The organism is Kitasatospora setae KM-6054, from assembly GCF_000269985.1.
Taxonomy (GTDB): domain Bacteria; phylum Actinomycetota; class Actinomycetes; order Streptomycetales; family Streptomycetaceae; genus Kitasatospora; species Kitasatospora setae.
Genome location: NC_016109.1, coordinates 7,278,169 through 7,303,369, shown reverse-complemented (window position 1 = coordinate 7,303,369; position 25,201 = coordinate 7,278,169). Strand labels below are relative to the sequence as shown.

Annotated in this window: 21 protein-coding genes and 1 riboswitch; of the genes, 11 read left to right on the top strand and 10 right to left on the bottom strand. The window is 74.9% G+C overall.

Annotation, left to right across the window (positions count from 1 at the left end; genetic code table 11):
• Positions 1-51: 51 nt before the first annotated feature.
• Positions 52-588: an HAD domain-containing protein gene (locus KSE_RS32130; RefSeq protein WP_014139556.1), complete on the bottom strand. Its 537-nt coding sequence runs from the start codon at positions 586-588 to the stop codon at positions 52-54.
• A gap of 98 nt (positions 589-686) precedes the next feature.
• A complete protein-coding gene (locus tag KSE_RS32125) occupies positions 687-1,271 on the bottom strand; it encodes a hypothetical protein (protein WP_148283189.1) in 585 nt (194 codons plus the stop codon).
• A gap of 247 nt (positions 1,272-1,518) precedes the next feature.
• Here KSE_RS32125 and KSE_RS32120 point away from each other — a divergent pair, with 247 nt between their 5' ends.
• Positions 1,519-1,986, top strand: coding sequence for a hypothetical protein (locus tag KSE_RS32120; protein WP_014139554.1), 468 nt, complete (start codon positions 1,519-1,521; stop codon positions 1,984-1,986).
• Between the two features lie 107 nt (positions 1,987-2,093).
• On the opposite strand, the gene KSE_RS41625 is transcribed toward KSE_RS32120, so the two are convergent.
• Positions 2,094-3,275 carry an alpha/beta hydrolase family protein gene (locus KSE_RS41625; RefSeq protein WP_014139553.1) on the bottom strand — a complete coding sequence of 394 codons (1,182 nt, stop codon included), beginning with the start codon at positions 3,273-3,275 and terminating at the stop codon, positions 2,094-2,096.
• A gap of 187 nt (positions 3,276-3,462) precedes the next feature.
• Here KSE_RS41625 and KSE_RS32110 point away from each other — a divergent pair, with 187 nt between their 5' ends.
• The 5 genes from KSE_RS32110 (at position 3,463) to KSE_RS32090 (ending at position 8,737) form a co-directional block, all read left to right on the top strand.
• A complete protein-coding gene (locus KSE_RS32110) occupies positions 3,463-3,909 on the top strand; it encodes a MarR family winged helix-turn-helix transcriptional regulator (RefSeq protein ID WP_231873253.1) in 447 nt (148 codons plus the stop codon).
• A 191-nt stretch (positions 3,910-4,100) separates the two neighbouring features.
• Positions 4,101-5,462, top strand: coding sequence for a bifunctional cobalt-precorrin-7 (C(5))-methyltransferase/cobalt-precorrin-6B (C(15))-methyltransferase (locus KSE_RS32105; RefSeq protein ID WP_014139551.1), 1,362 nt, complete (start codon positions 4,101-4,103; stop codon positions 5,460-5,462).
• The gene (cobM, locus tag KSE_RS32100) at positions 5,459-6,199 is read left to right on the top strand and encodes a precorrin-4 C(11)-methyltransferase (RefSeq protein WP_014139550.1); all 741 of its coding nucleotides are present in this window, start codon (positions 5,459-5,461) and stop codon (positions 6,197-6,199) included. Before KSE_RS32105 ends, cobM begins: the two co-directional genes overlap by 4 nt.
• Before the next feature lie 495 nt (positions 6,200-6,694).
• Positions 6,695-7,924 (top strand): DUF7927 domain-containing protein, encoded by a 1,230-nt coding sequence (locus tag KSE_RS38985; RefSeq protein WP_158413064.1) that lies wholly within the window; start codon positions 6,695-6,697, stop codon positions 7,922-7,924.
• Positions 7,925-8,101: 177 nt separating this feature from the next.
• On the top strand, positions 8,102-8,737 hold the full coding sequence (locus tag KSE_RS32090; RefSeq protein ID WP_014139548.1) for a hypothetical protein: 636 nt from the start codon (positions 8,102-8,104) through the stop codon (positions 8,735-8,737).
• A 64-nt stretch (positions 8,738-8,801) separates the two neighbouring features.
• On the opposite strand, the gene KSE_RS32085 is transcribed toward KSE_RS32090, so the two are convergent.
• From KSE_RS32085 to KSE_RS32075, 3 genes are all read right to left on the bottom strand, one after another.
• Positions 8,802-9,431, bottom strand: coding sequence for a bifunctional 4-hydroxy-2-oxoglutarate aldolase/2-dehydro-3-deoxy-phosphogluconate aldolase (locus KSE_RS32085; protein WP_014139547.1), 630 nt, complete (start codon positions 9,429-9,431; stop codon positions 8,802-8,804).
• A 75-nt stretch (positions 9,432-9,506) separates the two neighbouring features.
• A complete protein-coding gene (locus KSE_RS32080) occupies positions 9,507-11,132 on the bottom strand; it encodes an N-acyl-D-amino-acid deacylase family protein (protein WP_014139546.1) in 1,626 nt (541 codons plus the stop codon).
• Positions 11,132-12,577, bottom strand: a complete 1,446-nt coding sequence (locus KSE_RS32075; RefSeq protein WP_014139545.1) for an alanine racemase — start codon at positions 12,575-12,577, stop codon at positions 11,132-11,134. The genes KSE_RS32080 and KSE_RS32075 overlap by 1 nt, the downstream gene beginning before the upstream one ends.
• A 265-nt stretch (positions 12,578-12,842) precedes the next feature.
• Between KSE_RS32075 and KSE_RS32070 the strand changes: the two genes are divergently transcribed.
• From KSE_RS32070 to KSE_RS32060, 3 genes are read left to right on the top strand one after another with little or no spacing between them, the layout of a single operon-like run.
• On the top strand, positions 12,843-13,925 hold the full coding sequence (locus KSE_RS32070; protein ID WP_014139544.1) for a sugar kinase: 1,083 nt from the start codon (positions 12,843-12,845) through the stop codon (positions 13,923-13,925).
• Between the two features lie 50 nt (positions 13,926-13,975).
• Positions 13,976-14,734 carry an IclR family transcriptional regulator gene (locus tag KSE_RS32065; RefSeq protein WP_014139543.1) on the top strand — a complete coding sequence of 253 codons (759 nt, stop codon included), beginning with the start codon at positions 13,976-13,978 and terminating at the stop codon, positions 14,732-14,734.
• Positions 14,735-14,775: 41 nt separating this feature from the next.
• Positions 14,776-15,186 carry a RidA family protein gene (locus KSE_RS32060; RefSeq protein ID WP_014139542.1) on the top strand — a complete coding sequence of 137 codons (411 nt, stop codon included), beginning with the start codon at positions 14,776-14,778 and terminating at the stop codon, positions 15,184-15,186.
• Positions 15,187-15,259: 73 nt separating this feature from the next.
• On the opposite strand, the gene KSE_RS32055 is transcribed toward KSE_RS32060, so the two are convergent.
• Positions 15,260-16,348: a cobalt-precorrin-5B (C(1))-methyltransferase gene (locus KSE_RS32055; protein WP_051055475.1), complete on the bottom strand. Its 1,089-nt coding sequence runs from the start codon at positions 16,346-16,348 to the stop codon at positions 15,260-15,262.
• 268 nt (positions 16,349-16,616) lie between these two features.
• Between KSE_RS32055 and KSE_RS32050 the strand changes: the two genes are divergently transcribed.
• On the top strand, positions 16,617-17,357 hold the full coding sequence (locus tag KSE_RS32050) for a cobalt-precorrin-6A reductase (RefSeq protein WP_014139540.1): 741 nt from the start codon (positions 16,617-16,619) through the stop codon (positions 17,355-17,357).
• Positions 17,358-17,376: 19 nt separating this feature from the next.
• On the opposite strand, the gene KSE_RS32045 is transcribed toward KSE_RS32050, so the two are convergent.
• Genes KSE_RS32045 through KSE_RS32035 form a run of 3 tightly spaced genes read right to left on the bottom strand, consistent with a single transcriptional unit; the run spans position 17,377 to position 20,881 of the window.
• A complete protein-coding gene (locus tag KSE_RS32045) occupies positions 17,377-18,948 on the bottom strand; it encodes a precorrin-2 C(20)-methyltransferase (RefSeq protein ID WP_014139539.1) in 1,572 nt (523 codons plus the stop codon).
• Positions 18,945-19,571 carry a precorrin-8X methylmutase gene (locus KSE_RS32040; protein WP_014139538.1) on the bottom strand — a complete coding sequence of 209 codons (627 nt, stop codon included), beginning with the start codon at positions 19,569-19,571 and terminating at the stop codon, positions 18,945-18,947. The genes KSE_RS32045 and KSE_RS32040 overlap by 4 nt, the downstream gene beginning before the upstream one ends.
• Positions 19,568-20,881, bottom strand: a complete 1,314-nt coding sequence (locus KSE_RS32035; RefSeq protein ID WP_014139537.1) for a putative precorrin-3B synthase — start codon at positions 20,879-20,881, stop codon at positions 19,568-19,570. The genes KSE_RS32040 and KSE_RS32035 overlap by 4 nt, the downstream gene beginning before the upstream one ends.
• 295 nt (positions 20,882-21,176) lie before the next feature.
• A riboswitch (cobalamin riboswitch) is annotated at positions 21,177-21,303 on the top strand.
• A gap of 242 nt (positions 21,304-21,545) precedes the next feature.
• Here KSE_RS32035 and cobN point away from each other — a divergent pair.
• On the top strand, positions 21,546-25,154 hold the full coding sequence (gene cobN / locus KSE_RS32030) for a cobaltochelatase subunit CobN (RefSeq protein WP_014139536.1): 3,609 nt from the start codon (positions 21,546-21,548) through the stop codon (positions 25,152-25,154).
• Positions 25,155-25,201 lie beyond the last annotated feature (47 nt).

The window sequence follows — 25,201 nt, the reverse complement described above, 5'->3', positions numbered from 1 at the left end:
CGAGCGGGCCGAGCGGGCCGAGCGGCCGGAGTCGGCGAACGCCCTGCGCGGTCAGTACGGTTCGCGCAGCCACTCCTCCAGGACGGTGAAGTCGTCCTCGGTCAGACCGACTTGGGGATCGACTCGGAGCAGCAGGGCGGGCCCGGTGTGGTGGGCGGCCACCCAGTTCCGGTCGGCGGCGCCGATCTCGTCGTCCAGCCAGGCGAACGCGCCGCCCGCCGCGTGCCCGACCAGTAGCGGCGTCTTCCAGTGCAGGCCCGGCGGAAGAGCGTCCAACGGGTTCAACGGATCCGCGTCGGCCGGCTCCTCCAGGACGGGCAGTCGGGGGAGTCCGAGCAGCGGGGCGACGCAGATGTTGGCCTCGTGCTGCCAGGTGGTGGCCCACACCGGGCGGCAGGCCAGCCCGGCGATCCGCGCCCCGCGCCGGGGGTCGAGCCGGGCCAGCAGCGGGTTGCCGGCGGCTTCCGGCCCCAGCACCTCGCGGATCCGGCGCGGCGTGAGGTACTCCGGTTGCCGCCCGGCCGGGCCGCCGAACGGGATCAGCGGACCGTCGACGTCGAGGTACAGCAGTGGCGGGGGTGACTCCATCCCCGCATCCTGCCAGTCCCGTTGGCACCCCGCCGTCCCGCCATTCCGCCGCTACACCACTCCACCGACCCGCCGCCCTCCTGCCTCCGCACGCCTCGTCACCGTCGTAGCCGGTAGCCGCCCTCGATCACGTACAGGTCGGGGGTGGGGGCCTCGCACTTCGCGATCACCGGCGGGGCGGTCGGATCGCTGCTGTCCGGGACGCCCGACCAGCCGACCCTCCCCTGCCGGGTCCGGTCGAGCGAGAAGCTGAAACCGACTTCCGGGTGCCAACCGTCCGGCGGGCCGAGCGGTTCGGCCGTGCCGGGCGGGACGGTGTAGGCCAGCGACCGCACCGTTCCGGTGACCGCCGCGATGTCGCCGTCCGCGACCAGGCAGTCGACGTCGACCTCGACCCGTACCGTTCCTTCCCAACCGCCTTGCGGGGTGGAGAACTTGTGCTGGATGACCGCTCGCCCCGTACCGCCGCTCCGCCCCTGCGCGTGGGCGTCGACGCTCAGGGTGAGGTCGCCGTACCCGGGCAGCGGCGCGCTCTGCGGGCTGAGGCCGACCCATCCGTACAGCGCGGCGGCGCCTCTCGACGCGGGTGCGGGTGCGGCTTCGGCGGCCTGTGCGGACGGCACCACCAAGCAGGACACCGCCACCCCGGCCACGAGGCCGAAAATTGTCCGACGCATCGTCATATCTTCACTCTCCCATGCAAGTTGAACTGATCCTTCGTCCGCCTTCGCCGCACTCCACGGCCGCGCTCGGGGACGAATCCAAGATCCCAGCCACCGCCGCCGACCCGCGTCCGTCACCGGGAGGAGCCGCGTCATCCGTGCGGACGAAGGCCGCCCACCCCGCTCTCCACCCGGATGATGGTGGGCCCGGCAGCGCGCGGTGGCCTACGGTGTGCGGCAACGTGCTTGGCGGGGAAGGATGGTGGCGGTGGGCTGGGAGCTGACCTTCGAACGGCCGGACGGCGCCGGCGATCCCGCGTACCGGTTCGACTCGGCCGGGATGCGGCCGGTCCGCCGGACGATGGAGCGTCTCGGGATGCTGTCGTACGACGAGCCGCCGCCCTGGCCCTCGCCCACCGAACACGGCCTGACCCCGGCCGACTTCGCGGCCGCCCTCGACGGCAGGACGTCGGAGCGCATGCGGGCGTTCCGGTCCGCCTGCCGGGTCGTGACCGACTGGGCGGCCGAACGGCCCACTGGCATACCCGCGTACAAGTTCGGTGGCACCAACGACGGTTGGCTGGTGACGCCCGCCGAGATCCGCTCCGCGCTGGCCACCCTCGCGGCCCACCCCGCGTGGGCCAGGACCGTGGTCCTGCGGGGGCAGCCGTCCTGGACGGAGTGGATCGATTACCTCGAACGCGCCACCGCACACGGCGGGTTCCGGGTGGAGTGACCCCCGCACACCGGCCGCGCTCCACCGGATCCGCTCACGCCGACCCGCTCACCCTCGCCCCAGCGCGTCCGCCCCACCCACCACCGGCCCACCCACCACCGGCCCACTCACCCGAGACCCAGCGCGTCAGCGAGCCAGTCGGCGGTGTCGGGGAGCCAGTCCGGCAGGGCGTTGCCGAGCAGGTGGTTGCCGTGCGGGACGTGCAGCAGCTCGGCGTGCGGCAGGTCTGCGGTGAGGGCGGCGGCGTTGGTGACGCCCGGGATGCGGTCCCGGCCTCCCTCCACCAGCAGCAGCGGCCGGTCGCGCAGGCGCGGCGCCAGGGCGGCCAGGTCGAGCTGCCCGGCGAAGGCACGGGCGGCGTCCTCACCGCCGCAGCGCCGGGCCAGCGTCGCGGTGACGAACGGCACCAGCGCGTCCCACTCCAGCCGGTACGGTCCGCTGACCAGCGCCGCCGCCCGCACCCGCGGGTCGTGCGCGGCCAGGTCGGCGGCGAGATAGCCCCCGAGACTGAGCCCGAGCACCGCGACCCGCCCCGGATCGACCACGCCACCGGCCGCCCCGCCCACCGACACGGACACCGCCGACTCCGACCGCTGCCTCCCCTCACGGCTCGGATCGCGGCTGGGGTCGCGGCCGGGGTCGCGGCTCGGGTCGTCACCGAGGACGTGGTCCAGAGCCCGGCCGAGCGCGGTGCGGTGTTCCGGGCCGAGCGCCGGACCGGCTGCCAGGACGCCCTGCCCCGGACCGTCCACCGCCAGAACGGCCAGGCCCCGGGCCAACAGCGCGTCGGCCGGCCGGTGGAACTCCTCCTTCGACGAGTCCATCCCGGGAACCAGCACCACCAACGGGCTTCCCGCCCCGCCCGGTTCCGCCGTCTCCGGCAGGCGCAACCACCCCGCGTAGCCCGTGCCGGAGATCCGCCGGGCCCGGGGTTCGAGCAGCGCGAGGCTGTCGCCCATCGACCGGTCGGCCGCCGCGGCGACCTCGGCCGCCCGCTCCCGGTCCGGATCGGGCAGCAGGGCGGCGAGGTGGAACCAGCGGGCCGCCAGGCGGTGGTGCCGGCCGGCGGTCCGGACCCGGCCGCGCCCGGCGGCCTCCTCCGCCCGGGCCCGGTGTGCGAGCGCGGCCGCTCGGCACGCTTCCGGCCAGTGCACCAGCGAGTCGACCGGCGCGGTGACGCGGTCGTACTCGTACAGGTCGATGCCCGCGCCGTGGGCCCGCGGGCGGGTCTCCGCGATGAAGCCGGCTGCCAGGCCGGGGGCGCTGAGGAAGGAGAGGTCGTCGGTCACGGTGCTGCGGTCCTCCGGGGCTTGGCGGTCCTGGTGGGCTGATAGATCGACAAATCGATGTGGGGGGCCGACCGGCCCCCATCCCGATCGGACTCGGGCCTCGATCGTCAAGGAAAACCATCCTCATCAATCAATTGACGACTGTCAACGCCATGAATTGACATCGCGGACCCTGTAACATCCCCCCATGGGAATGCCTGCCAACGAGCGTCTCGGCGTCGACCTGCACCGCGCCGGCCAGGAGTTGCTGACCGCGAAGCGTCTCGCGGTCGAGCCCGCGGGGTTGACCGTCCCGCAGTACGCGGCCTTGTACGTGCTCGCCGACAGCCCGGGGATCAGTGGGGCAGGGCTGGCTCGGGCGTGCCAGGTCACTCCGCAGGCGATGGCGGTGCTACTCAGGCACCTGACCGAGCGCGGGCTGGTGGAGCGGGCGCCGCACCGCTGGCACCGGAACGTCCTGGAGACCCGGTTGACCGACCGGGGGCGGGCGGCGATGGAGTTGGCGGACGAGCGGGCGAGCGAGGTCGAGCAGTGCCTCGCCGATGAGTTCACCGAGGACGAGCAGGAGCGGTTCCGCGACTTCATGGTCCGCGCCGCCCGGGCCCTGCAGCGCTCCGCCGCCGAGCTCGGCTGACCCCGTACCGTACGGCGCCCCTGTCGTCCCCCGGCATCCCCTGCCATCGCCGCCCACCGCAGGCCGCGCTGCCCACGCCGGCCCCGGTGTGGCCAATGTCGCACGGTGGATCTCCGCAGCTCGTGGGGGGTACGGCGGGCGGCTGCGGGTAGGCTGCGGCTGCCCCGTACCCGAGCCGTGAGGAGTTGCGCGTGTCTGCGATCACCGTCGTGGGGGTGGGGGCGGACGGCTGGCCGGGGCTCTCGGGTGCGGCGCGGGAGGCGCTGGAGGCGGCGGAGGTGGTGCTCGGCGGGGGGCGCCAGTTGGGCTTGCTGCCGGTGGGGGTGACGGCGGATCGGGTGCCGTGGCCGTCGCCGCTGCGGCCGTCGGTGCCGGGGCTGCTGGAGCGGTTCGCGGGGCGGCGGCTGGCGGTGTTGGCGAGTGGCGATCCGATGTTCCACGGGATCGGCCGGACGCTGCTGGAGTGCGGGGTGCCGGCGGAGTCGCTGCGGGTGCTGCCGCATCCGTCCTCGGTGTCGCTGGCGTGCGCCCGGCTGGGCTGGCCGGTGGAGGAGACCGAGGTGGTGACGCTGGTGGGCCGGCCGGTCGAGTCGCTGCACGCGGCACTGTACCCGGGGCGACGGCTGCTGGTGCTGAGCGCGGACGCGTCGACGCCGGCCCGGGTCGCGGAGCTGCTGGCCGGTCGTGGCTACGGGCCCAGCCGGTTGCGGGTGCTGGAGCAGTTGGGCGGTCCGGCGGAGGCGGTGCGCGAGGGGGTGGCGGCGGACTGGCCGGTTCCGGGTGGGCCGCCGGTCGACCCGTTGAACGTCGTGGCGGTCGACTGCGTCCTCGACTCCGAGGCTGTCGCGCCGAACTCCCCCCGGCCGCAGCTGGTTCCGGGACTGCGGGACGAACTCTTCGAGTCGGACGGCCAGTTGACGAAGCGTCATGTCCGGGCGGCGACGCTGGCGGCGCTCGGTCCGGCGCCGGGCGAGCTGCTGTGGGACGTGGGCGGCGGTTCGGGTTCGATCGGCATCGAGTGGCTTCGGGCGCACCGCAGTTGCCGGGCGGTGAGCGTGGAGCGCGATCCGGTGCGGGTGGAGCGGATCGTCCGGAACGCGGCCGCGCTGGGGGTCCCCCGGTTGCGGGTGGTGCGGGGCGCGGCGCCGGCCGCGCTGGCGGAGCTGGTCGCGTCGGGGCCCGAACTGGGGTGTCCGGACGCGGTGTTCGTCGGTGGCGGGTTGACGGTGCCCGGGGTGCTGGAGGCGTGCTGGGCGGCGCTCGGGCCGGGTGGGCGGCTGGTGGCGAACACGGTGACGCTGGAGTCGGAGGCGCTGTTGACGCAGTGGTACCGGCGCCACGGCGGCGAGTTGGTGAAGCTGTCGGTCGCGCGCGCGGTGCCGGTGGGCGGGTTCACGGGGTGGCGGCAGGCGATGCCGGTGACCCAGTGGAGCGTGGTCAAGGGCGCGGCGGCGGAAGCACCTGCGGAAGGACTCGCCGAAGGACCCCTGAGAGCGCCCGCGGAAACACCCGCGGAAGCAGGCGGGGCAGTGGCAGGAGGAGGAGCGAAGTGACGGTCTATTTCATCGGCGCCGGTCCGGGTGCGGCGGATCTGATCACGGTGCGCGGCCAGCGCACCCTGGGCCGCTGCGGGGTGTGCCTGTACGCGGGGAGCCTGGTGCCGCCGGAGTTGCTGGCGGACTGCCCGCCGGACGCCCGGCTGGTCGACACGGCGAACCTGGACCTGGACCAGATCCTGGCGGAGATCGTCCGCGCGCACGGCGAGGGCCAGGACGTGGCGCGGTTGCACTCTGGCGATCCGTCGGTGTTCTCGGCGATGGCCGAGCAGATGCGGCGGCTGGACGCGGCGGACATCCCGTACGAGGTGGTGCCGGGCGTGCCCGCGTTCGCGGCGGCCGCGGCGGCGCTGAAGCGGGAGTTGACGGTGCCGACGGTCGGGCAGACGGTGATCCTGACCCGGGTGGCCCGGCAGGCGACGCCGATGCCGCCCGGCGAGGAGCTGGACGTGCTCGGCAAGAGCGGGGCGCTGCTGGTGCTGCACCTGGCGGCGCGCTACGTGGACAGCGTGGTGGAGGAGTTGCTGCCGCACTACGGCCCGGACTGCCCGGCGGCGGTGGTCGCGATGGCCAGCCGCCCGGACGAGTTGGTGCTGCGCGGCACGCTCGGGGACATCGCCGTGCAGGTGAAGGCGGCGGGCGTGCTACGGACGGCCGTGATCATCGTCGGGCAGACCCTGGCCGCGACGGAGTTCCGCGACAGCCACCTGTACTCGACGGCCCGGGCCCGCTGACGGCCGTCCGGCCCGCGTCTCCCCGCACACCACCGCAACGCGGCGCGGGCCGGCGCCCCGACCGTCCGCCCCGGGAGCCCCACGGCACCGGGGCGGTGCCGGATACTGGGGGACACGGAGGGGTGCGGGCGGGGATGCCCTGCGGAAAGTTCAAGTAGCTTGCAGGCAAAGGCTTTTGGCTGTTCGTCAAGTTGACTTGTTACAAAGGGTTTTGAAGAAATGCGTGTTTATTTGTGAACGTCGTGCGACGATCGCTGCTGGCGCCGTACTCCACGGATCGGCTCCCGGCGTGAACCGCCACGCGGCCGCCGGAAGTCGGGTGTGGGCTGGCCTACTTCATCAATTGGCCTTCAGCATAGGCATGTTGCTCCTGTTGCTTCCGCTGCTCCGCGCCCGATCGGGATGGTCCGCCGGGACGCGGCCCGATCCCCGCGAAGGGCGTCCACGCCCAGTTCCGTTTCCGTCGCGCCTCCGGTCCGTCGTCGCGCTGCGGCCTTGTTCACCGTATCGGCCGCCTCTTTCGGCCTGCTGGCCCTGGCCACCCCCGCACATGCCCTCGGTGCGGGCATGACCGGCCCGGCAGCTCCTGTGCCGGCGGACGCCCCCTACACCGTCCTCGTCCACATCCCCAACAACGAGCCTTCCCAGCTCTCCCACGTCGGCCGGGTGGAGATCACGCTGTCCGGTGCCGCGGCCACCGTGACGTCCGCGCAGTCCTCGTCCCCGTTCTGGACGTGCGACTTCTCGGCGGGCACGTCCGGCTCCTGCCAGGACAAGGAGAAGTCGGCTCATGACACCGTGCTCACTCTCACCGTCCTGCCGACCACGGGTGGCACCGTCACCATCAACACCACGAGCTTCCACCCCGTCGGCCACCGGGTGGGGCCCGACGACATCCTGAAGACCACAGTTCTGACCCCGCCTCCCGCACCGACCGGTCTGGCGCCCGACCACGGGCCGTCGGCCGGTGGCGGCAGGGTGACCATCACCGGCCGCCACCTGACGGGGGCCACCGCGGTGGACTTCGGCGGGGTCGCCGCGACCGCGTTCACCGTCGACAGCGACACCCGGATCACCGCCACCGTCCCCGCCGGGAAGGCCACCGGGAAGGCCGAGGTCACCGTCACCACGGCCGGCGGCACCGGTAGCCCGGGCCAGTACACCTACGATGTGCCGACGCCCGGCGGCTACACCTTCGCGAAGAGCGCCGCCCCGGCGTCCGGCTCCACCGTACGGGTGGGCGACCGGGTCACCTACACCGTGACCGTCCGCCAGCACGGGGACGGCGCGGTCACCGGCGCCCGGGTCGTCGACGACCTGTCCGGGGTGCTGGACGACGCGGTCCTGGGGGCGGATGTCGCGGCCGGGTCCGGCACCGTCGCGGTCAGGAACGGGAAGCTGACCTGGAACGGTGACCTACCGGTCGGCGGCAGCACGACGATCACGTACTCGGTGACCGTCAAGAACGGCGGCGACCGCCGGCTGTCCGGTGCCGTCAGCGCGCCGGACGACGCGCGCGGCACCTGCGACGACGGGAAGAGCTGCGCGACCGAGCACACCGTGCGGGGGGCGAGCGCCCCCTCGGAGGTACCGCGGCCCTCGGACGAGCTCGCCGACACTGGCGCCACCGTGCTCGGCACGACGGCGGCCGGCGGTGCGCTGCTGGCGCTCGGCGGCCTGAGCCTGGCCCTTGGCCGGCGCCTGGGCCAGCGGCCCCGCGCCTGAACCGGGTAGTCCCCGCAGGGTGGTCACGGCCCCGGCCGCGGCCACCCTGTCGCACGCTCGGGAGCCGGCCGTCCGGGCGTCCGGCTGTTGTCGCAACGGGCTGACAGGATGGGCAGGTTGGCGCTCTGCCCCACCCTTTGCCGCCCAGTCCAGCGCCGCCGGTGAGAGGTTTCCCCGATGTCCGAACCGTACTCCGCGATGGCCCGGCTGCACCTCGAACCGGCCGCGCTGCGAAGCTACTTGGCCGCGCCGTCCCGGCCGTGGACGGGGTGGGGTGAGCTGACCGGCCGGTACGACCGGTCCGGTGAGGCCGGCGGGCTGCCGTGGTCGATGCACCCGGGGCCTGACAGCGCCTCCGTGGAGCGGTGGTTGACGGACGGCGACGACCACCGGGCCCAACTGCGCGCGTTCCTGCGGACGGCGGAGGAACCGGGGCTCGCCGCGGTGGAGTACGACGAGGCCGCGCGGACCTTGACGGTGGTGAACCTGACCGTGCACCGTGAGTCGTTCCGCGACCCGCTGTGGTTCCTTTCGGTGATCGGTGGTGCGGCCGAACACGTCGGTGCGCAGGGCGGATTCGCGGTGGTCCGCGACCACATCTGGCCGGGCCCGGACGACCGCTACACCCTCGGCGTACTCACCGTGGCCCCGTCCGGAGCGCGCGCCCTGCACCCGGTGCGGGACTCCGAGGCGTACCGCGCGGCGGTGCGGACGGCCGACGCGGTGTTCGACACGACGGGCCTGCCGGTGGGCGGAGATGACCCGGAGGAATGGGCCGGTTTGGACCCGGTGGAGTGCCTGGACGCGCTCTGAGCGCGCCGCGCGGTGCGGCCGGGAGGGCGGGCCCGGCCTGGCCGCGCGGCGCGCCCGTGCGGGCTCAGCCGAGCGAGGCGACGAACTCCTTGGCGCGGCGGGTGATGTCGGCCCAGTCGCCGTCCGCGACGGCCTGCGGGGGGACGACGTCGGTGCCGGCGCAGACGGCGAGGGCGCCGTGGTCGAGGAAGGCCCTGGCGTTGCCGGCGTTGACGCCGCCGGAGGCGACCAGCGGGACGTCCGGGTAGGGGCCGCGGAGGTCCTTGAAGTAGCCGGGGCCGAAGGCCTTCGCGGGGAAGATCTTGACGGCGGCGGCGCCGAGGTCGACGGCGTCGGCGACCTCGCTGGGGGTCAACGCGCCCATGACGACCGGGATTCCGGCTTCGCGGGCAATGTCGGCGACGGCGGGGCGCAGGCCGGGGGTGACCAGGAAGCGGGCTCCGGCGGCGATGCCGGCCCGGGCCTGGTCGGGGGTGAGCACGGTGCCGACGCCGATCCGGCAGCCGGCTTCGGCGGCGCGGGCGAGGTGGCGGGTGACGTCCGGTGTGGTGAAGGTGAGTTCGGTCCAGGCGATGCCGCCTTCGGCGAGTGCTTCGCAGAGCGCGACCGCGTCGGGGATCACGGGGGCCCGTACCACGGCGATCACCGGCTGCCGGGTCAGTGCCGCGCGCAGGTCCGTCGTTTCCGTTCCCATCCTGACAACTCCTGTTCGAAATGCGGGTGTTCGTGGTGTCGGGGCGGATGTCCAGGGCCCCAGGCCGTCGGCCGTTCAGCCGAGGGCCCGGACCTTCCGGTCGGCGCCGCGGCGCAGGGCGCGGCCGGCCAGGTCGCCGGTGGGTTTGCCGTCGGTGAGGGCGGCGACGCCGTTGACCAGGACGTGCCGGATGCCGTCGGCGGCCTGCCGGGGCTGGTCGAAGGTGGCGGTGTCGCGGACGGTGTCCGGGTCGAGGAGGACCAGGTCGGCGTGGTAGCCGGGGCGGATCAGGCCGCGCCGGTCGAGGCCGAGGCGGCGGGCGGGCCGGCCGGTCATCCGGGCGATGGCCTGTTCGAGGGTGAGGACGCCCAACTCGCGGCTGTAGCGGGCGAGGTAGCGGGGGAAGGTGCCCCAGGCGCGGGGGTGCGGGCGGGCGCCGACCAGTAGTCCGTCGCTGCCGACGGTGTGCACGGGGTGCCGCATGATGGCGCGGACGTTCTCCTCGTGGCCGACGTGCTGGAGGATGGTGGTGCCCAACTGGTCGGCGCGCAGCAGGCCGAAGAAGACCTCGGTGCCGGTGCGGCCTTGTTCGGCCGCGAGTTCGGAGACCTTCCGGCCGACCACGGCGGCGAGTGAGCTGTTGCGGACGCCGGAGATCTGGATGGTGTCCCAGTCGGTGACGACGCCGTGGCAGCCGTCGCTGCCGCGTTCCTCGACGTCGGCGCGGATGCGTTCGCGGGCGGCGGGGTCGGCGAGCCGGGCCAGGGTGGCCTCGGGGCCGCCCTCGGTGGACCAACTGGGCAGCAGGGCGGCCAGGGTGGTGGATCCGGGCAGGTAGGGGTAGCTGTCGAGGGTGATGTCGATGCCGTCGGCGAGGGCGTCGTCGACCAGGGCGAGGAACTGTCCGGCGCGGCCCTCGTTGACGCCGAAGTTCATGGTGGCGTGGGTGAGGTGGAGCGGGCAGCGGGAGCGCCGGGAGATCTCGACCATCTCCGCGTAGCCTTCCAACGCGCCCGCGCCGTAGGAGCGTTGGTGGGGCGCGTGGAAGCCGCCGCGGGCGGCGACGAGGGTGCACAGTTCGACGAGTTCGGCGGTGTCGGCGTACATGCCGGGGGTGTAGGTGAGGCCGGTGGACATGCCGACCGCGCCGTCGGTCAGCGCCTCGTCCAACAGGCTTTTCATCCGGTCGAGTTCGGCGTCGGTGGGCGGGCGGTTGTCCCAGCCCATGGCGAGCATCCGCAGGGTGCCGTGCGGGGCGAGGTAGCAGGTGTTGACGGCGACGCCCGCGCCGGCGCCGGTGTCGAGGCGGTCGAGGTACTGGGCGACGGTGCGCCAGTTCCAGTCGAACGCGTGGTCGGCGGGGTCGCCGTTCCAGCCGGCGAGTTGGCGGCGCAGGGCGGCGAGGGTGGTGTCGTCGGCGGGGGCGTAGGAGAGGCCGTCCTGGCCGAGGACTTCGAGGGTGACGCCCTGGGTGATCCGGGAGGGGTGGTCGGGTTCGAGGAGGATCCGCAGGTCGGAGTGGGCGTGCATGTCGATGAAGCCGGGGGCGAGGACGAGCCCTTCGACGTCGATGACCTGACGGCCCGTCAGGTGGTGTCCGATCTCGTCGATCCGGCCGTCGGTGACGGTGACGTCGGCGTGGCGGCGGTCGGTGCCGGTGCCGTCGATGACGGTGGCGCCGCGCAGGAGCAGGTCGGCCATCAGAAGTACGTCCGGATCAGGTCGACGACGCGGGGGTGGTCGGTGTCGGCGTGGTCGAGGACGGGGATGAGGCTCCACTTGTCGAAGGCGGTGCAGGGGTGGGAGAGGCCGAGGCGCAGCACGGCGCCGATCGGGGCGGCGGGTCCGGCGTCGCGCAGGAAGGTGTGCTGGTCGTTGAGGGCGGTGACGGTGGCGCCGGTCAGCGGGCCTTGGCCGCGGACGAGTTGGGGTTCGGGGAGTCCTTCGTCGAACGGGAGGTCGCGCTTTCCGGCGTCGAGCAGGGCGAGTTGGGGTTCGGGGTGGGAGACGACGCGGGCCCAGCCGTGCATGGCGGAGCGCAGCGGGGTGGCGGTGGTGTCGCGGGCGAGCGGGGAGATGCCGCGGTAGAAGCCGTCGTCGTGGGCGAGGTAGGCGCCGGCCCGGACGATGACGGCGGTGCCGGGGACCTGCCGGGTGAGGGGGGTCAACTCCTGGGCGACGGTGTCGAAGTAGGCGCTGCCGCCGGCGGTGACGATCGGGGTGGGGGTGGGGTAGTCGGCGGCGAGGCGGCGGTGCAGGTCGGCGAGGTCGGCGAGGTAGCCGCGGATGGTGGCGAGGGCGGTGTCGGAGGCGTCGTGGGCGAGGGCGCCCTCGTAGCCGCCGACGCCGGCCAGTCGGAGGGTGGGGGCGGCGAGGACGGCGGCGGCGACTTCGAGGGCGGCGGGGACGCCGCGGGCGCCGGTGCGGCCGCCGGGGCCGCCGAGTTCGACGATGACCTCGACGGGGCGGGTGGCGCCGGCGGCGCGCAGGGCGGCGTCCATCCGGCGGACGCTGTCGGTGGAGTCGACCCAGGAGGCGAAGGCGAAGTCGGGGTCGCGGTCGAGTTCGCCGGCGATCCAGGCGAGTCCGGCGGGGTCGAGCAGGGTGTTGGCGAGCAGCAGGCGCTGGACGCCGTGGGCGCGGGCGACGCGCAGTTGGGGGAGGTTGGCGAGGGTGATGGCGTGGGCGCCGGCGGCGAGTTGGGCCTGCCAGAGGGCGGGGGCCATGGTGGTCTTGCCGTGCGGGGCGAGGCGGACGCCGGCGGCGCGGCACCAGGCGGCCATGGTGTGCAGGTTGTGGCGGAGGGCGGCGGCGTCGAGGGTGAGCAGGGGGGTGCCGAGGTCGTCGAGGGTGGGGCGGGTGGCGAGCCAGTCGCGGACGGTGCGGCCGTGGGCGTCGGCGGGGAGGGCCTTGAAGCGGAAGTCGATGGTCTCGTCGGCGAGGGCGGCGACGGCGGCGGTGTCGATGCCGGGGCCGTGGACGGGGTCGGCGAAGTAGCGCTGCGGCCGCTGCCCCGGGGCCGCGTCCGCCGCGCCCGTGCCCGCTGCGCCCGCCGCCGGACCCGTCCCCGCGCCCGCCGCCGGACCCGTCCCCGCGCCCGCCGCCGAGCCCGTTCCCGCGCCCGCCCGTGCTGCCGTCTCGTCCATCGCCGCGCCTCCGTTCGAATCCCTGCCCACTCGCGAGCTGGGAAGTTGCAACATGCGCAACCTGTATTGCGCATGTTGGTGCTACGGTTCTAGCATTCACGCCGGACGGCGGTCAACGGACCGCGACGCGGCCCGTCCACCCCTCCCACCAGGCACGCAGCACCGGGGCTCACCGCCGAGCGCCGGGCCGCGCGGGCTGTCGACGCGGGCCGTCGAGCGGTGGGGGCGGGAGGGGCAGGGGCCCGAGGGTGAGGGAGCGGGTTTGATGGCGGATCACGGCGGCGCGGGCCAAAACGGTGCCCGGGCGGTGTGCCTGGGCGAGTCGATGGCGGTGCTGCTGCCGGACCGGCCGGGGCCGTTCGAGGCCGTCGGCACGTTCTCCCCGTCGGTGGGGGGCGCCGAGTCGAACGTGGCGGCGGCGCTGGCCGGGCTGGGCGTGCCGACAGCGTGGATCAGCCGGGTCGGCGCGGACGGGTTCGGCCGTCGGCTGACCGGCGACCTGGCGGCGGCGGGGGTGGACGTGTCGGCCGTCGCGGTCGACCCGCACCGGCCGACCGGCGTGTACCTGAAGGAGACCGGCGGTTCCGGCCTGCCGCACGACCTGGGCCCGGGCCGCTCCCGCCTGCACTACTACCGGACGGGTTCGGCGGCGTCCGCGCTCTCCCCCGCGCTGCTGGACGACCCGGCGGCCGCGGCGCTGCTGGACGCGGCGCCGCTGCTGCACCTGACCGGCATCACGCCCGCGCTGTCGGACGACTGCCTGGCGCTGGTGCGGGCGCTGCTGGCCCGCCGCCGGCCGGGCCGGCTGGTCTCCTTCGACCTGAACTGGCGCCCGGCGCTGTGGCGGCTGCGCGACCCGGCGGTGCTGCCGGAGCTGCTGGACGCGGCGGACGTGCTGCTGCTCGGCGCGGACGAGGCGCAGGACGCGTTCGGCACCGGCGACCCGGGCGAGCTGCGCCGGCGCTTCCCCTCGCCGGCGACGCTGGTGGTGAAGGACTCCGGCCACCTGGTGACCGCGCTCGACCGGGACGGGGGCGCGGTGACCGAGCCGGCGCTGCGCGTCGAGGTGGTGGAGCCGACCGGCGCGGGCGACGCCTTCGCGGCCGGCTACCTGGCGGGCACCCTGCGCGGCCTGGACCAGCGCTCGCGGCTGCGGCTGGGCCACCTGTCGGCGGCGGGCGCGCTGACCGCGCACACCGACCACGGCACCCTGCCGGACGCCCGGACGGTGGCCGCGCTGCTGGCCGCCGACGGGCGGGACTGGGCGGCCACCCGGGTCTCGGCGGCCGGCTTCGACTCCCCCGTGCTGCCCGCGCCCGTCCTGCCCGCGCCCGTGCACGCCCCCTGAAGCCGCCGCACCACCTCCCCGAACTCCCTCGAACTACCCTCGGGACTCCCATGAGCCAGACCGTCACCCGCGCCCTGCGCCTGCTCGCCGAACTCGGCGAGGGCGAGCGCTCCCTGGACCAGTTGGCCGAGCTGATCGGCGTGCACAAGACGACCGTGCTGCGGCTGCTGCAGAGCCTGGAGGAGGAGCGCTTCGTCCACCGCGACGCCCAGTACCGCTACCACCTGGGCGCGGGGCTGTTCGCGCTGTCCAGCCTCGCCCTGGAGCAGCGGTCGATCCGCCGCACCGCCGCCCCGCACCTCGCCGAGCTGAACGCGGCGACCGGCCAGACCGTGCACCTGGCCGCGTACGAGGGCGGCGAGGCGGTGTACATCGACAAGTACGACTCGCGGCACCCGGTGCGGATGTACTCGCGGATCGGGCTGCGGGCGGCGCTGCACAACACGGCGGTGGCGAAGGTGCTGCTGGCGGACCTGCCGCCGGGCGAGCGGCGCCGGGTGGTGGACCGGATCGAGTTCACCGTGCACACCCCGAACACCCTGACCAGTCCGCAGGCGCTGCTGGCCGAGTTGGAGCAGGTCGCGGCACAGGGCTGGGCGCAGGACCACGCCGAGCACGAGTCGTTCATCAACTGCGTGGCCGCGCCGATCCGGGACGCCTCGGGCCGGGTGGTGGCCGCGGCGTCGATATCGGTGCCGGACGTGGTCCTGCCGTACGAGCAGGTGCTCGACCTGCTTCCGCAACTGCTCGCCTGCACCCGGGCGATCTCCACCGACGCGGGCCTTCCGGTGCGCGGCGGTCTCCACTGACCTATCTGATTTGTCGTCAACCCCATTGAGGAGCACCGAAGATGAGTGACAAGATCGAGGTTCGTACCGACGGCGCGCCCGCTCCGGCGTGGGTGTTCTCGCAGGGGGTGCGCAAGGGCCCGATCCTGCAGGTGTCCGGCCAGGGCCCGCAGGACCCGGCGACCGGCGAGTACCTGTACCACGGTGACGTGAAGGCGCAGACCCGGCGGACGCTGGAGAACGTCAAGGCGATCGTGGAGGCCGGCGGGGCGAGCATCGAGGACGTGGTGATGTTCCGCGTCTACCTGACCAAGCGCGCCGACTTCCCGCTGATGAACGAGGTGTACGCGCAGTTCATCGAGGAGAACATCGCCCCGGGCGGCGTGAAGCCCTGCCGGACCACCATCTTCGTCGAACTCCCGCAGGAGCCGATGCTGGTGGAGATCGACGCGCAGGCCGTCGTCACCGGCTGACCGGCCCCAGGCGCCACGCCGTAACCCCCAACGCGCCCCCGCCGCGCCCCCGCCACGCCCGGGGCCCCGGACTTCAGGGGCCCTCGGGGGCGGCGCGGCCGACGACGGTGCCCGCGCGGTCGATGCAGATGACGTCGACCGTGACGGGGGCGCCGAGCAGGACGCCGAGGGCGGTGGCGCGGGCCCGTTCGGCGACCAGGTCGCCGAGCGGGACGCCCGCCGCCGCGCACGACTGGACGGCTTCCAGAGCGGTGTTGGCGGCGGCGACCCGGGCGGTGAGCTCCTCGTCGGCGCCGCCTTCCCGTGCCAGGGCGGCGAGTTGGGCCTTGTCGACCTGGGAGCGGCCGGAGTGCAGGTCGAGGTGGCCGGCCGCCAGCTTGGAGAGCTTGGCGAAGCCGCCGCAGACGGTCAGCCGCGGAACGGGGTGCCGGCGCAGGTACTTGAGGACGGCGCCGGCGAAGTCGCCCATGTCGAGCAGCGCGTCCTCGGGCAGTCCGTACTCGGCGACGACGACCTTCTCGGAGGTGGAGCCGGTGGCTCCGGCGACGTGGGTGCGGCCGGCGGCGCGGGCCACGTCGATGCCGCGGCGGATCGAGTCGATCCAGGCCGAGCAGGAGTACGGGACGACCACGCCGGTGGTGCCGAGGATGGACAGGCCGCCGAGGATGCCCAGCCGCGGGTTCCAGGTGTGCCGGGCGATCTCCTCGCCGTGGTCGACCGAGAGTTCGACCTCCACGTCGCCGGATCCGCCGTACGCGCGGGCGACTTCGGCGATCACCTCGCGCATCAGCTGTCGGGGCACCGGGTTGACGGCCGGCTCGCCGACCGGCAGTGGCAGGCCCGGCTTGGTGACCGTGCCGACACCGGGGCCGGCCCGGAAGACCACGCCGCTGCCCGGCGGTCCCGGGCGGACGGTGGAGCGGACGAGCGCGCCGTGCGTCACGTCGGGGTCGTCGCCCGCGTCCTTGACCACCCCGGCGCTGGCCCACCCCTCGCCCAGCTCCTCCACGGCCAGCGCGAACGCGGGCCGCTCGCCCTTCGGCAGCGTGATCACCACCGGGTCGGGGAAGCCGCCGCCGAGCAGCGCCGTGTACGCCGCCTTGGTGGCGGCCGTCGCGCACGCCCCGGTGGTCCAGCCGGGGCGCAGCCCGCTGCTGCGCAACTGCCCCTTCCGCCCGCCGCTCGGCGCCTGCGCGGGCGTCTGCCCGCGCTCGTGCCCCTGCCCCTGCTCCTGCTCCTGCTCCTGCTCCTGCTCCTGCCCATGCCCCTGCTGCTCGCCCTGTGCCTCGTCACTCACCGCTGGCCATCCCGCCGCTTCCGTTCCGTCCTCGCCGTTCCGCTGACACCACCCTCCCACCGTCCCACGCCGGGGCCGCCGGCCGCCCGGTTAGGGTGGTGTGTCCTGATCGCACCGGCCCCGGGAGTCCCGCATGCACGTCCTGATCCTCGGCGGCACCAGTGAGGCCCGCCGGCTGGCGGACGTGCTGGCGGCCGATCCGGCGCTGCGGGTGACCAGTTCGCTGGCGGGGCGGGTGGCGCAGCCGCGGCTGCCCGCCGGGGAGGTGCGGATCGGCGGTTTCGGCGGTCCGGAGGGGTTGGCGGCGTGGCTGCGCGCGCACGCGGTGGACGCGCTGCTGGACGCCACCCACCCGTTCGCCGAGCGGATCAGCCGCAACGCGGCGCTGGCCGCGGCGGGCACCGGTACGCCGCTGCTGGCGCTGCGCCGGCCGAGCTGGGAGGCCCGGGAGGGCGACCGCTGGCACCCGGTGCCGAGCCTGGCCGCCGCGGCGGAGGCGCTGCCGGGGCTCGGCACCCGGGTGTTCCTGACCACCGGGCGGCAGGGCATCGCGGCGTTCGCGCACCTGGACGGGCTGGTGTTCCTGGCGCGTTCGGTGGAGCCGCCGGTGGCGCCGATGCCGGCCGTGACCGAAGTCCTGTTGGAGCGGGGCCCGTTCACCCTGGACGGGGAGCGCGAGCTGTTGCGCGCGCACCGGATCGAGGTGCTGGTGACGAAGGACAGCGGCAGCGCGGCGACCGCGCCGAAGCTGACCGCCGCCCGCGAACTCGGCCTGCCGGTCGTCGTGGTGGAGCGCCCGCCGGCCCCGGCGGGGGTGCGGACCGCCCCGGACGTGGCCGGGGCGGCCGACTGGGTCAGGCGGCTGGCGGGCTGACGGCCGGTCAACTCGCCTGCTACTGCTCGGGGTAGCGGCGCGGCGTCCAGACCACTTCGCTGTCGGCGCCGCGCCGCACCCACTGGGTCTGGGTGGAGCCGACCAGCAGCAGGGTCCGCATGTCGACCTCGGCCGGGTCGAGTTCGGCGAGGGCGACGGTGCGGATCCGCTCGGTGGGGCCGCCGACGTCCCGGGCCATCACCACGGGGGTCTGCGGGTCGCGGTACTCCAGCAGCAGATCGCGAGCCGAACCGACCTGGGTGGTACGGGACTTGGAGCCGGGGTTGTAGAGCGCCAGGACGAGGTCGGCCTCGGCGGCGGCACGCAGCCGGCGGGCGATCACCTCCCAGGGCTTGAGCCGGTCGGAGAGCGAGACGACGGCGTAGTCGTGGCCGAGCGGGGCGCCGGCCCGGGAGGCGGCGGCGTGCGCGGCGGTCATGCCGGGCAGCACCCGGACGGGCACCTCGCGGTAGGGGTCGGCGCAGGCGGCCTCCAGGACGGCGGTGGCCATCGCGAAGACGCCGGGGTCGCCGGAGGAGACCACGGCGACCCGGCGGCCGCGGCGGGCCAGCTCCAGGGCGAACTCGGCGCGGACGCCCTCGACCTTGTTGTCGGAGCCGTGCCGGACCTGCCCGGCGCGGACCGGCACCCGGTCCAGGTAGGTGGTGTAGCCGACCAGGTCGGTGGCGTTCGCGAGGGCGCCGCGCGCCTCGGGGGTGAGCCAGAGCGGCCCGGCCGGCCCGGTGCCGACCACGACGACCTCGCCGGGGGCCTGTCCCGCGTCCCCCACCGCGCCCCCCACCGCAGGCTCCGCGGAGTCGTCCGGGGCCTCGAAGGGCCGTCCTGCGGAGTCGAGCGCGGCGACCCGGCTCGGCAGCACGGCGACGGCGAAGTACGGGACGCCGTCGGGGTCGACGTCGGCCAGCCGTCCGGTGCGCTCGCCGTCCATGGTGGCGCGTTCGACGTACCGGGCCTCGTCCAGCCGGCCGGCCCGCTCCAGGGCGCGGCGGACGGCCGGGAAGGTGCGGCCGAGCTTCATCACGACGGCGGAGTCGGTGGCGGCGAGGCGGGCGGTGAGCTCCTCCTCGGGGAGGGTGCCGGGGATGACGGTGAGGACTTCCTCGGCTTCGACCAGGGGGGTGCCGAGGCGGGCGGCGGCGGCGCTGATCGAGGTGACGCCGGGGACGACCTCGGTGGGGTAGCGGTGCGCGAGGCGCTTGTGCATGTGCTGGTAGGAGCCGTAGAAGAACGGGTCGCCCTCGGCGAGGACGACGACGTCGCGTCCGGCGTCGAGGTGGGCGGCGAGCCGGGCAGCGGCCTCCTGGTAGAAGTCGTCGAGCGCGCCGCGGTAGCCGCCGGGGTGGTCGGTGGTCTCCACGGTGACGGGGTACATCAGCCGCTCTTCGATCTGACGGCCCGTCAGGTACCGTTCGGCGATGGCCCGGGCGTGCGAACGGCCGTGCCGGGCGCAGTGGTAGGCGATCACGTCGGCCTTGCCGATGAGTTCGGCGGCGCGGACGGTGAGCAGGGACGGGTCGCCCGGTCCGACGCCCACGCCGTACAGCTTGCCGGTGTGCTGACTGTCCGTCATTCTTCTTCGCTCGCAATCGCGTTGATGGCGGCGGCGGCTATGGCACTGCCGCCTCGGCGGCCGCGGACGACCAGGTGTTCCAGGGCGGCGGGGTGCTCGGCGAGGGCCTGTTTGGACTCGGCGGCGCCGATGAATCCGACCGGGACGCCGATGACGGCGGCGGGGCGGGGGGCGCCGGCCTCGATCATCTCCAGCAGGCGGAACAGCGAGGTGGGGGCGTTGCCGACGGCGACGACGGCGCCTTCGAGGCGGGGCAGCCAGAGTTCCATCGCGGCGGCGCTGCGGGTGGTGCCCATCGCGCGGGCGAGTTCGGGCACGGCGGGGTCGGTGAGGGTGCAGAGCACCTCGTTGTCGGCGGGCAGCCGCTTGCGGGTCACGCCGCTGGCGACCATGTTGACGTCGCACAGGATCGGCGCGCCGGCCAGCAGGGCGCGGCGGGCGTCGGCGACGGCGTTCGGCGACCAGAGCAGGTCGTCGACCAGGTCGGTCATGCCGCAGGCGTGGATCATCCGGACGGCGACCCGGGCCACGTCGGCGGGCAGGTGGGCGAGGTTCGCCTCGGCCCGGATGGTGGCGAAGGACTGGCGGTAGATGGCCGCGCCGTCCTTCTCGTACTCGATCATGCGGGCCTCCGGCGTGGGGCGGTGGGACTCTGGACGGTGGTCGGGCTCTGGGCGGTCGAAGTCTGGACGGTCGGGCTCTCGGTACTGGCGCCCTGGGTGGCGCGGGCCGCGGCGACGGCCCCGGCGGTCTCGTCCGGCGCGGTGTCGCGGGTGGCGCCGTCGAGCGTGACGCGGTGTCCGGTCGGGGTGGCCAGGACGTCGACCCAGCGGCCGGCGGGGTGTCCGCAGCGGCGTTCGCAGCCGGACCAGTGGACGGGGAGTCCGGTGGCGGGTGCGGCGGCGACGGCCCGCGCGGCCTGGGCGCGGACGTCGGCGCGGGACTTCGCGCAGCCGGGCAGGCCGGTGCAGGCGGTGACGCCCTCCCAGGGGCCGCCGGGGGCGGTGCGGAACCCGGCGGCGGCCAGCCGCGGCAGCCAGTCGGGGTCGGCGTGCGGCAGGACGACGCCGCGCCAGGGGGTGAGCCGGGCCCGGTCGGGGGCGGCGGGGCCGAGGGCTTCGGCGAGCAGCCGCCACTGGGCGCTGCTCGCCCGGCCGAGGCGGGGGGCGACGGAGAGGGCGCCGGGGAGCCGGCCCAGCGCGGTCCGTCCGCCGCCGAGGGGCGGGGGCAGCGGGGTGTCGCCCGCGGGGAGTGCGTGCTGGATCTCGCGGGCGTGCCAGGCGCGTCCGGCGGCGAGGTCGAGGATGCGGCGGGCGGCGTCGAGGGCGGCGGCCACGGGGGTGCCGGCGGTGGTGTCGACGGCGGTGGCGCGGGGGGCGCGGCCGTAGCGGAGCAGGGCGCGGCCGTCGCCGACTGCGATCAAGGTCACATCGGCGTCGAGGGCGGCGACGTCGCCGCGGCCGTCGTCGAGGGCGAACAGGAACTTGCCGGAGAGCGCGGCGGCCCACGGCGCGGCGCACAGGGCGAGGTCCAACTCCCTTACCCAGTCGGTGATCTGTTCTCCGCCGGTGCCGTGGCCGTCGAGGCCGGCCAGTGGGGAGGCGACGATGTTGCGGACGCGTTCGTGCGTGTCGGAGGGCAACAGGCCGACGGCGCGCAGGCGTTCGGCGAGGTCGGCGGCGCAGTGGGCGGTCAGGCCGCGGAGCTGGGCGTTGCCGCGGGAGGTGATCTCGATGTCGCCGTTGCCGAGGGCGTCGGCGGCGTCGGCGACGGCGTTCATCTGACGGTGCGTCAACTGACCGCCGGGCAGCCGGAGTCGGGCGAGGTGTCCGTCCTCGGCGGCGTGCAGGCGGAGCGCGCCGGGGCAGGCGTCGGCGCGACCTCGGTCGGGCCCGACGGAGGGTGCCTGGGTGGCGTCGGGTGTGGGTGGCATGGCGGCGAGCATACCCATCGCCCGCGCCCGCGCCACCGCCTCGTCCGACACGTCCGGCCGCCGCTCCCGCCGGGCCTGTCGCGGGGTGATTGCGCAGCTCAGCGCGGTGTGGGCGCGGTGCGGACGCCGTCCGGGGGCGGCGCGGGCCGGATTTCGCGCGGTGCGGACGCGGCGCGGGCAGGGCCCGGACACGACCCGGACGCGGCCCGGGCGGGGCGCCGGTGGTCGGGTTTCGGTCAGCGTCACAGGTCACACTCCCCCGTGGGCCGATCACCCCGTACGATGCTGGCGGGCGCCTCTCGGGGCGTCCGCTGCCAGCGACGGCACAGCGGAGGAAGTCCGGTGCGAATCCGGTGCGGTCCCGCCACTGTGACCGCGGCTCACTGAGCCGTGGGAGCCAGGAACTCCGGCCGTCCTCCACTGCCCGGGGCGAGGACCCCGAGGAAGGCTGTTCCATGCGCTGCCGCATGCCCGTGCCCCGGCGGGCGCCCGCCGTCGCCGGGTCGTCCCGTGCCGTTCGCCCCGCGCCGTCCGCCCGCCTCGCGCCGCTGGTCAGCCCCGGGCCGCTGGTCTGCCACGCACCGTTCGTCTGCCCGGCGTCGCCGGTCCGCCCCGCGCCGTCCACCCGCCCCGTGCCGTCCGAGACGCCCGGGAGGGCTTCCGCATGATCCTGCTGCTGTCGACGTCCGACACCGACCTGCTGAGTGCCCGCGCGGCGGACGGCCCGGTGCCGTTCCGCTGGGCGAACCCGTCCCGGTTGTCGCCGGAGGAGCTGCCCGCGCTGCTGGACGGCGTGGAGCTGGTGGTGGTGCGGCTGCTGGGTGGTCGCCGGGCCTGGCAGGAGGGGTTGGACGCGCTGTTGGCGGGTCCGCGTCCGGTGGTGGTGCTGACGGGCGAGCAGGCGCCGGACGCGCAGTTGATGGAGTTGTCGACCGTTCCGGCGGGCATCGCGGCGGAGGCGCACGCGTACCTGGCGCACGGCGGTCCGGCGAACCTGGCGGAGCTGGGCGCGTTCCTGTCGGACACGGTGCTGCTGACCGGGCACGGTTTCGCGTCGCCGGCGTCGGCGCCGTCCTGGGGCCCGCTGGAGCGCGAGGCGCGGGACGCCGGGGGGCCGGTCGTCGCGGTGCTGTACTACCGGGCGCACCACATGAGCGGGAACACGGCGTTCGTCGAGACGCTGTGCCGGGCGGTCGAGGACCAGGGCGCCCGGGCGCGGGCGTACTTCTGCGCGTCGCTGCGCGGGGCCGAGCCGGAGCTGCTGGCGGAGCTGGGCGCGGCGGACGTGATCGTGACGACGGTGCTGGCGGCGGGCGGTACCCGGCCGGCCGACGCGCAGGCGGGCGGGGACGAAGAGGCATGGGACGCGGGGGCGTTGGCGGCGTTGGACCGTCCGATCCTGCAGGCGCTGTGCCTGACCTGGTCGCGGGAGCAGTGGGAGGGCAGTGACGACGGCCTGTCGCCGCTGGACACGGCGACGCAGGTCGCGGTGCCGGAGTTCGACGGCCGGCTGATCACGGTGCCGTTCTCGTTCAAGGAGGTCGACGAGGACGGGCTGACGGTGTACGCGGCGGACCCGGAGCGGGCGGCGCGGGTGGCGGGCATCGCGGTGCGGCACGCCCGGCTGCGGCACACTCCGGCGGCCGAGCGGCGCCTCGCGCTGGTGCTCTCCGCCTACCCGACCAAGCACGCGCGGGTGGGCAACGCGGTGGGTCTGGACACGCCGGCGTCGGCGATCCGGCTGCTGGAGCGGCTGCGCGCGGAGGGCATGGACCTGGGCGACAGCCTGCCCGGTTTCCACACCGACGCCGGGGGCGGCCACGAGGGCGACGCGCTGATCCACGCGCTGATCGACGCGGGCGGCTACGACCAGGCGTGGCTGACCGAGGAGCAGTTGGCCCGCAACCCGGTGCGCATCCCGGCGGCCGACTACCGCCGCTGGTACGCGACGCTGCCGGCGGCGCTGCGCGAGCGGGTGGAGGAGCACTGGGGGCCGGCGCCGGGCGAGCTGTACGTGGACCGGTCGCGCAACCCGGACGGCGACCTGGTGCTGGCGGGCATCCGCTCCGGCAACCTGCTGGTGCTGGTGCAGCCGCCGCGCGGGTTCGGCGAGAACCCGGTGGCGATCTACCACGACCCCGATCTGCCGCCCAGCCACCACTACTTGGCGGCGTACCGGTGGATCGCGGCGGACCGGGCGGACGGCGGTTTCGGCGCGCACGCGGTGGTGCACCTGGGCAAGCACGGCAACCTGGAGTGGCTGCCGGGCAAGACCGCCGCGCTGTCGGCGGAGTGCGGCCCGGACGCGGCCCTCGGCGACCTCCCCCTCGTCTACCCGTTCCTGGTGAACGACCCGGGCGAGGGCACCCAGGCCAAGCGCCGGGCGCACGCCACGCTGGTCGACCACCTGGTGCCGCCGATGGCGCGCGCCGACTCGTACGGCGACATCGCCCGGCTGGAGCAACTCCTCGACGAGCACTCGAACATCGCGGCGATGGACCCGGCGAAGCTGCCGGCGATCCGGGCGCAGATCTGGACGCTGATCCAGGCGGCGAAGCTGGACCACGACCTGGGGTTGGCGGAGCGGCCGGAGGACGACGGGTTCGACGACTTCCTGCTGCACGTCGACGGCTGGCTGTGTGAGGTGAAGGACGCGCAGATCCGTGACGGGCTGCACGTGCTGGGGCAGGCGCCGACGGGCACCGACCGGGTGAACATCGTGCTGTCGATCCTGCGGGCGCGGCAGATCTGGGGCGGCGTGAGCGCGCTGCCGGGCCTGCGCGAGGCGCTGGGCCTGGACGAGGCGGCGCTGACGCTGGGGGCGACGGACGCGGCGGAGGCGAAGGCCCGTTCGCTGGTCGAGGCGATGGAGGCGGAGGACTGGAACCCGGCGGCGGTGGCGAAGGTCGCCGAGGGGCTGCCCGCCGCGGTCGCCGAGGTGCTGTCTTTCGCCGCCACCCAGCTGGTGCCCCGACTGGCCGCCACCACCGACGAGTTGGACGCGGTGCTGCACGCCCTGCGAGGCGGTTTCGTCCCGGCCGGGCCGTCGGGTTCGCCGCTGCGCGGGCTGGTGAACGTGCTGCCGACCGGCCGCAACTTCTACTCGGTGGACCCGAAGGCCGTCCCGTCCCGGCTGGCCTGGGAGACCGGCCAGGCGCTGGCCGCGTCGCTGATCGAGCGCTACCGGGCCGACAACGACGGGCAGTTCCCGCCGTCGGTGGGCCTGTCGCTGTGGGGCACGTCGGCGATGCGCACGGCGGGCGACGACATCGCGGAGGCGTTCGCGCTGCTCGGCGTGCGCCCGGTGTGGGACGACGCCTCGCGCCGGGTGACCGGCCTGGAGGCCGTCCCCGCTGAGGAGTTGGGCCGGCCGCGGATCGACGTGACACTGCGCATCTCGGGTTTCTTCCGGGACGCCTTCCCGCACGTGGTGGCGCTGCTGGACGACGCGGTGCGGCTGGCGGCCCGGCAGGAGGAGCCGGCCGAGCAGAACTTCGTCCGGGCCCACGTGCAGGCCGACCTGGCCGAGCACGGCGACGAACGCCGGGCCACGGTACGGGTGTTCGGCTCCCGCCCGGGCACCTACGGCGCGGGCCTGCTGCAGCTGATCGACAGCCGGGACTGGCGCACCGACGCCGACCTGGCCGAGGTGTACACGGTGTGGGGCGGCTACGCGTACGGGCGGGGCCTGGACGGGCGGCCCGCGCGCGAGGAGATGGAGAGCGCGTACCGGCGGATCACCGTGGCGGCGAAGAACACCGACACCCGTGAGCACGACATCGCCGACTCGGACGACTACTTCCAGTACCACGGCGGCATGGTGGCGACCGTGCGGGCGCTGACCGGTGCCAGTCCGGCCGCGTACATCGGCGACTCGACCCGGCCGGAGACCGTGCGGACCCGCACCCTGACCGAGGAGGCCGCCCGGGTCTTCCGGGCCCGGGTGGTGAACCCGCGCTGGCTGGAGGCGATGCGGCGGCACGGCTACAAGGGCGCCTTCGAGATGGCCGCGACCGTCGACTACCTGTTCGGCTACGACGCGACCACCGGGGTGGTCGCGGACTGGATGTACGAGAAGCTGACCCAGGAGTACGTGCTCGACCCGGTCAACCGGGAGTTCTTCGCCGACGCCAACCCGTGGGCCCTGCACGGCATCGCCGAACGCCTGCTGGAGGCCGCCGGGCGCGGCCTGTGGGCGGAGCCGGACGCGGCGCTGCTGGACGAGCTGCGGCAGGTGCTGCTGGAGACGGAGGGCGAGCTCGAAGGCGAGTGAGTGCGGCGGCATCCGGCAAGACCATCCCTACACGAACGGCTTCCGCG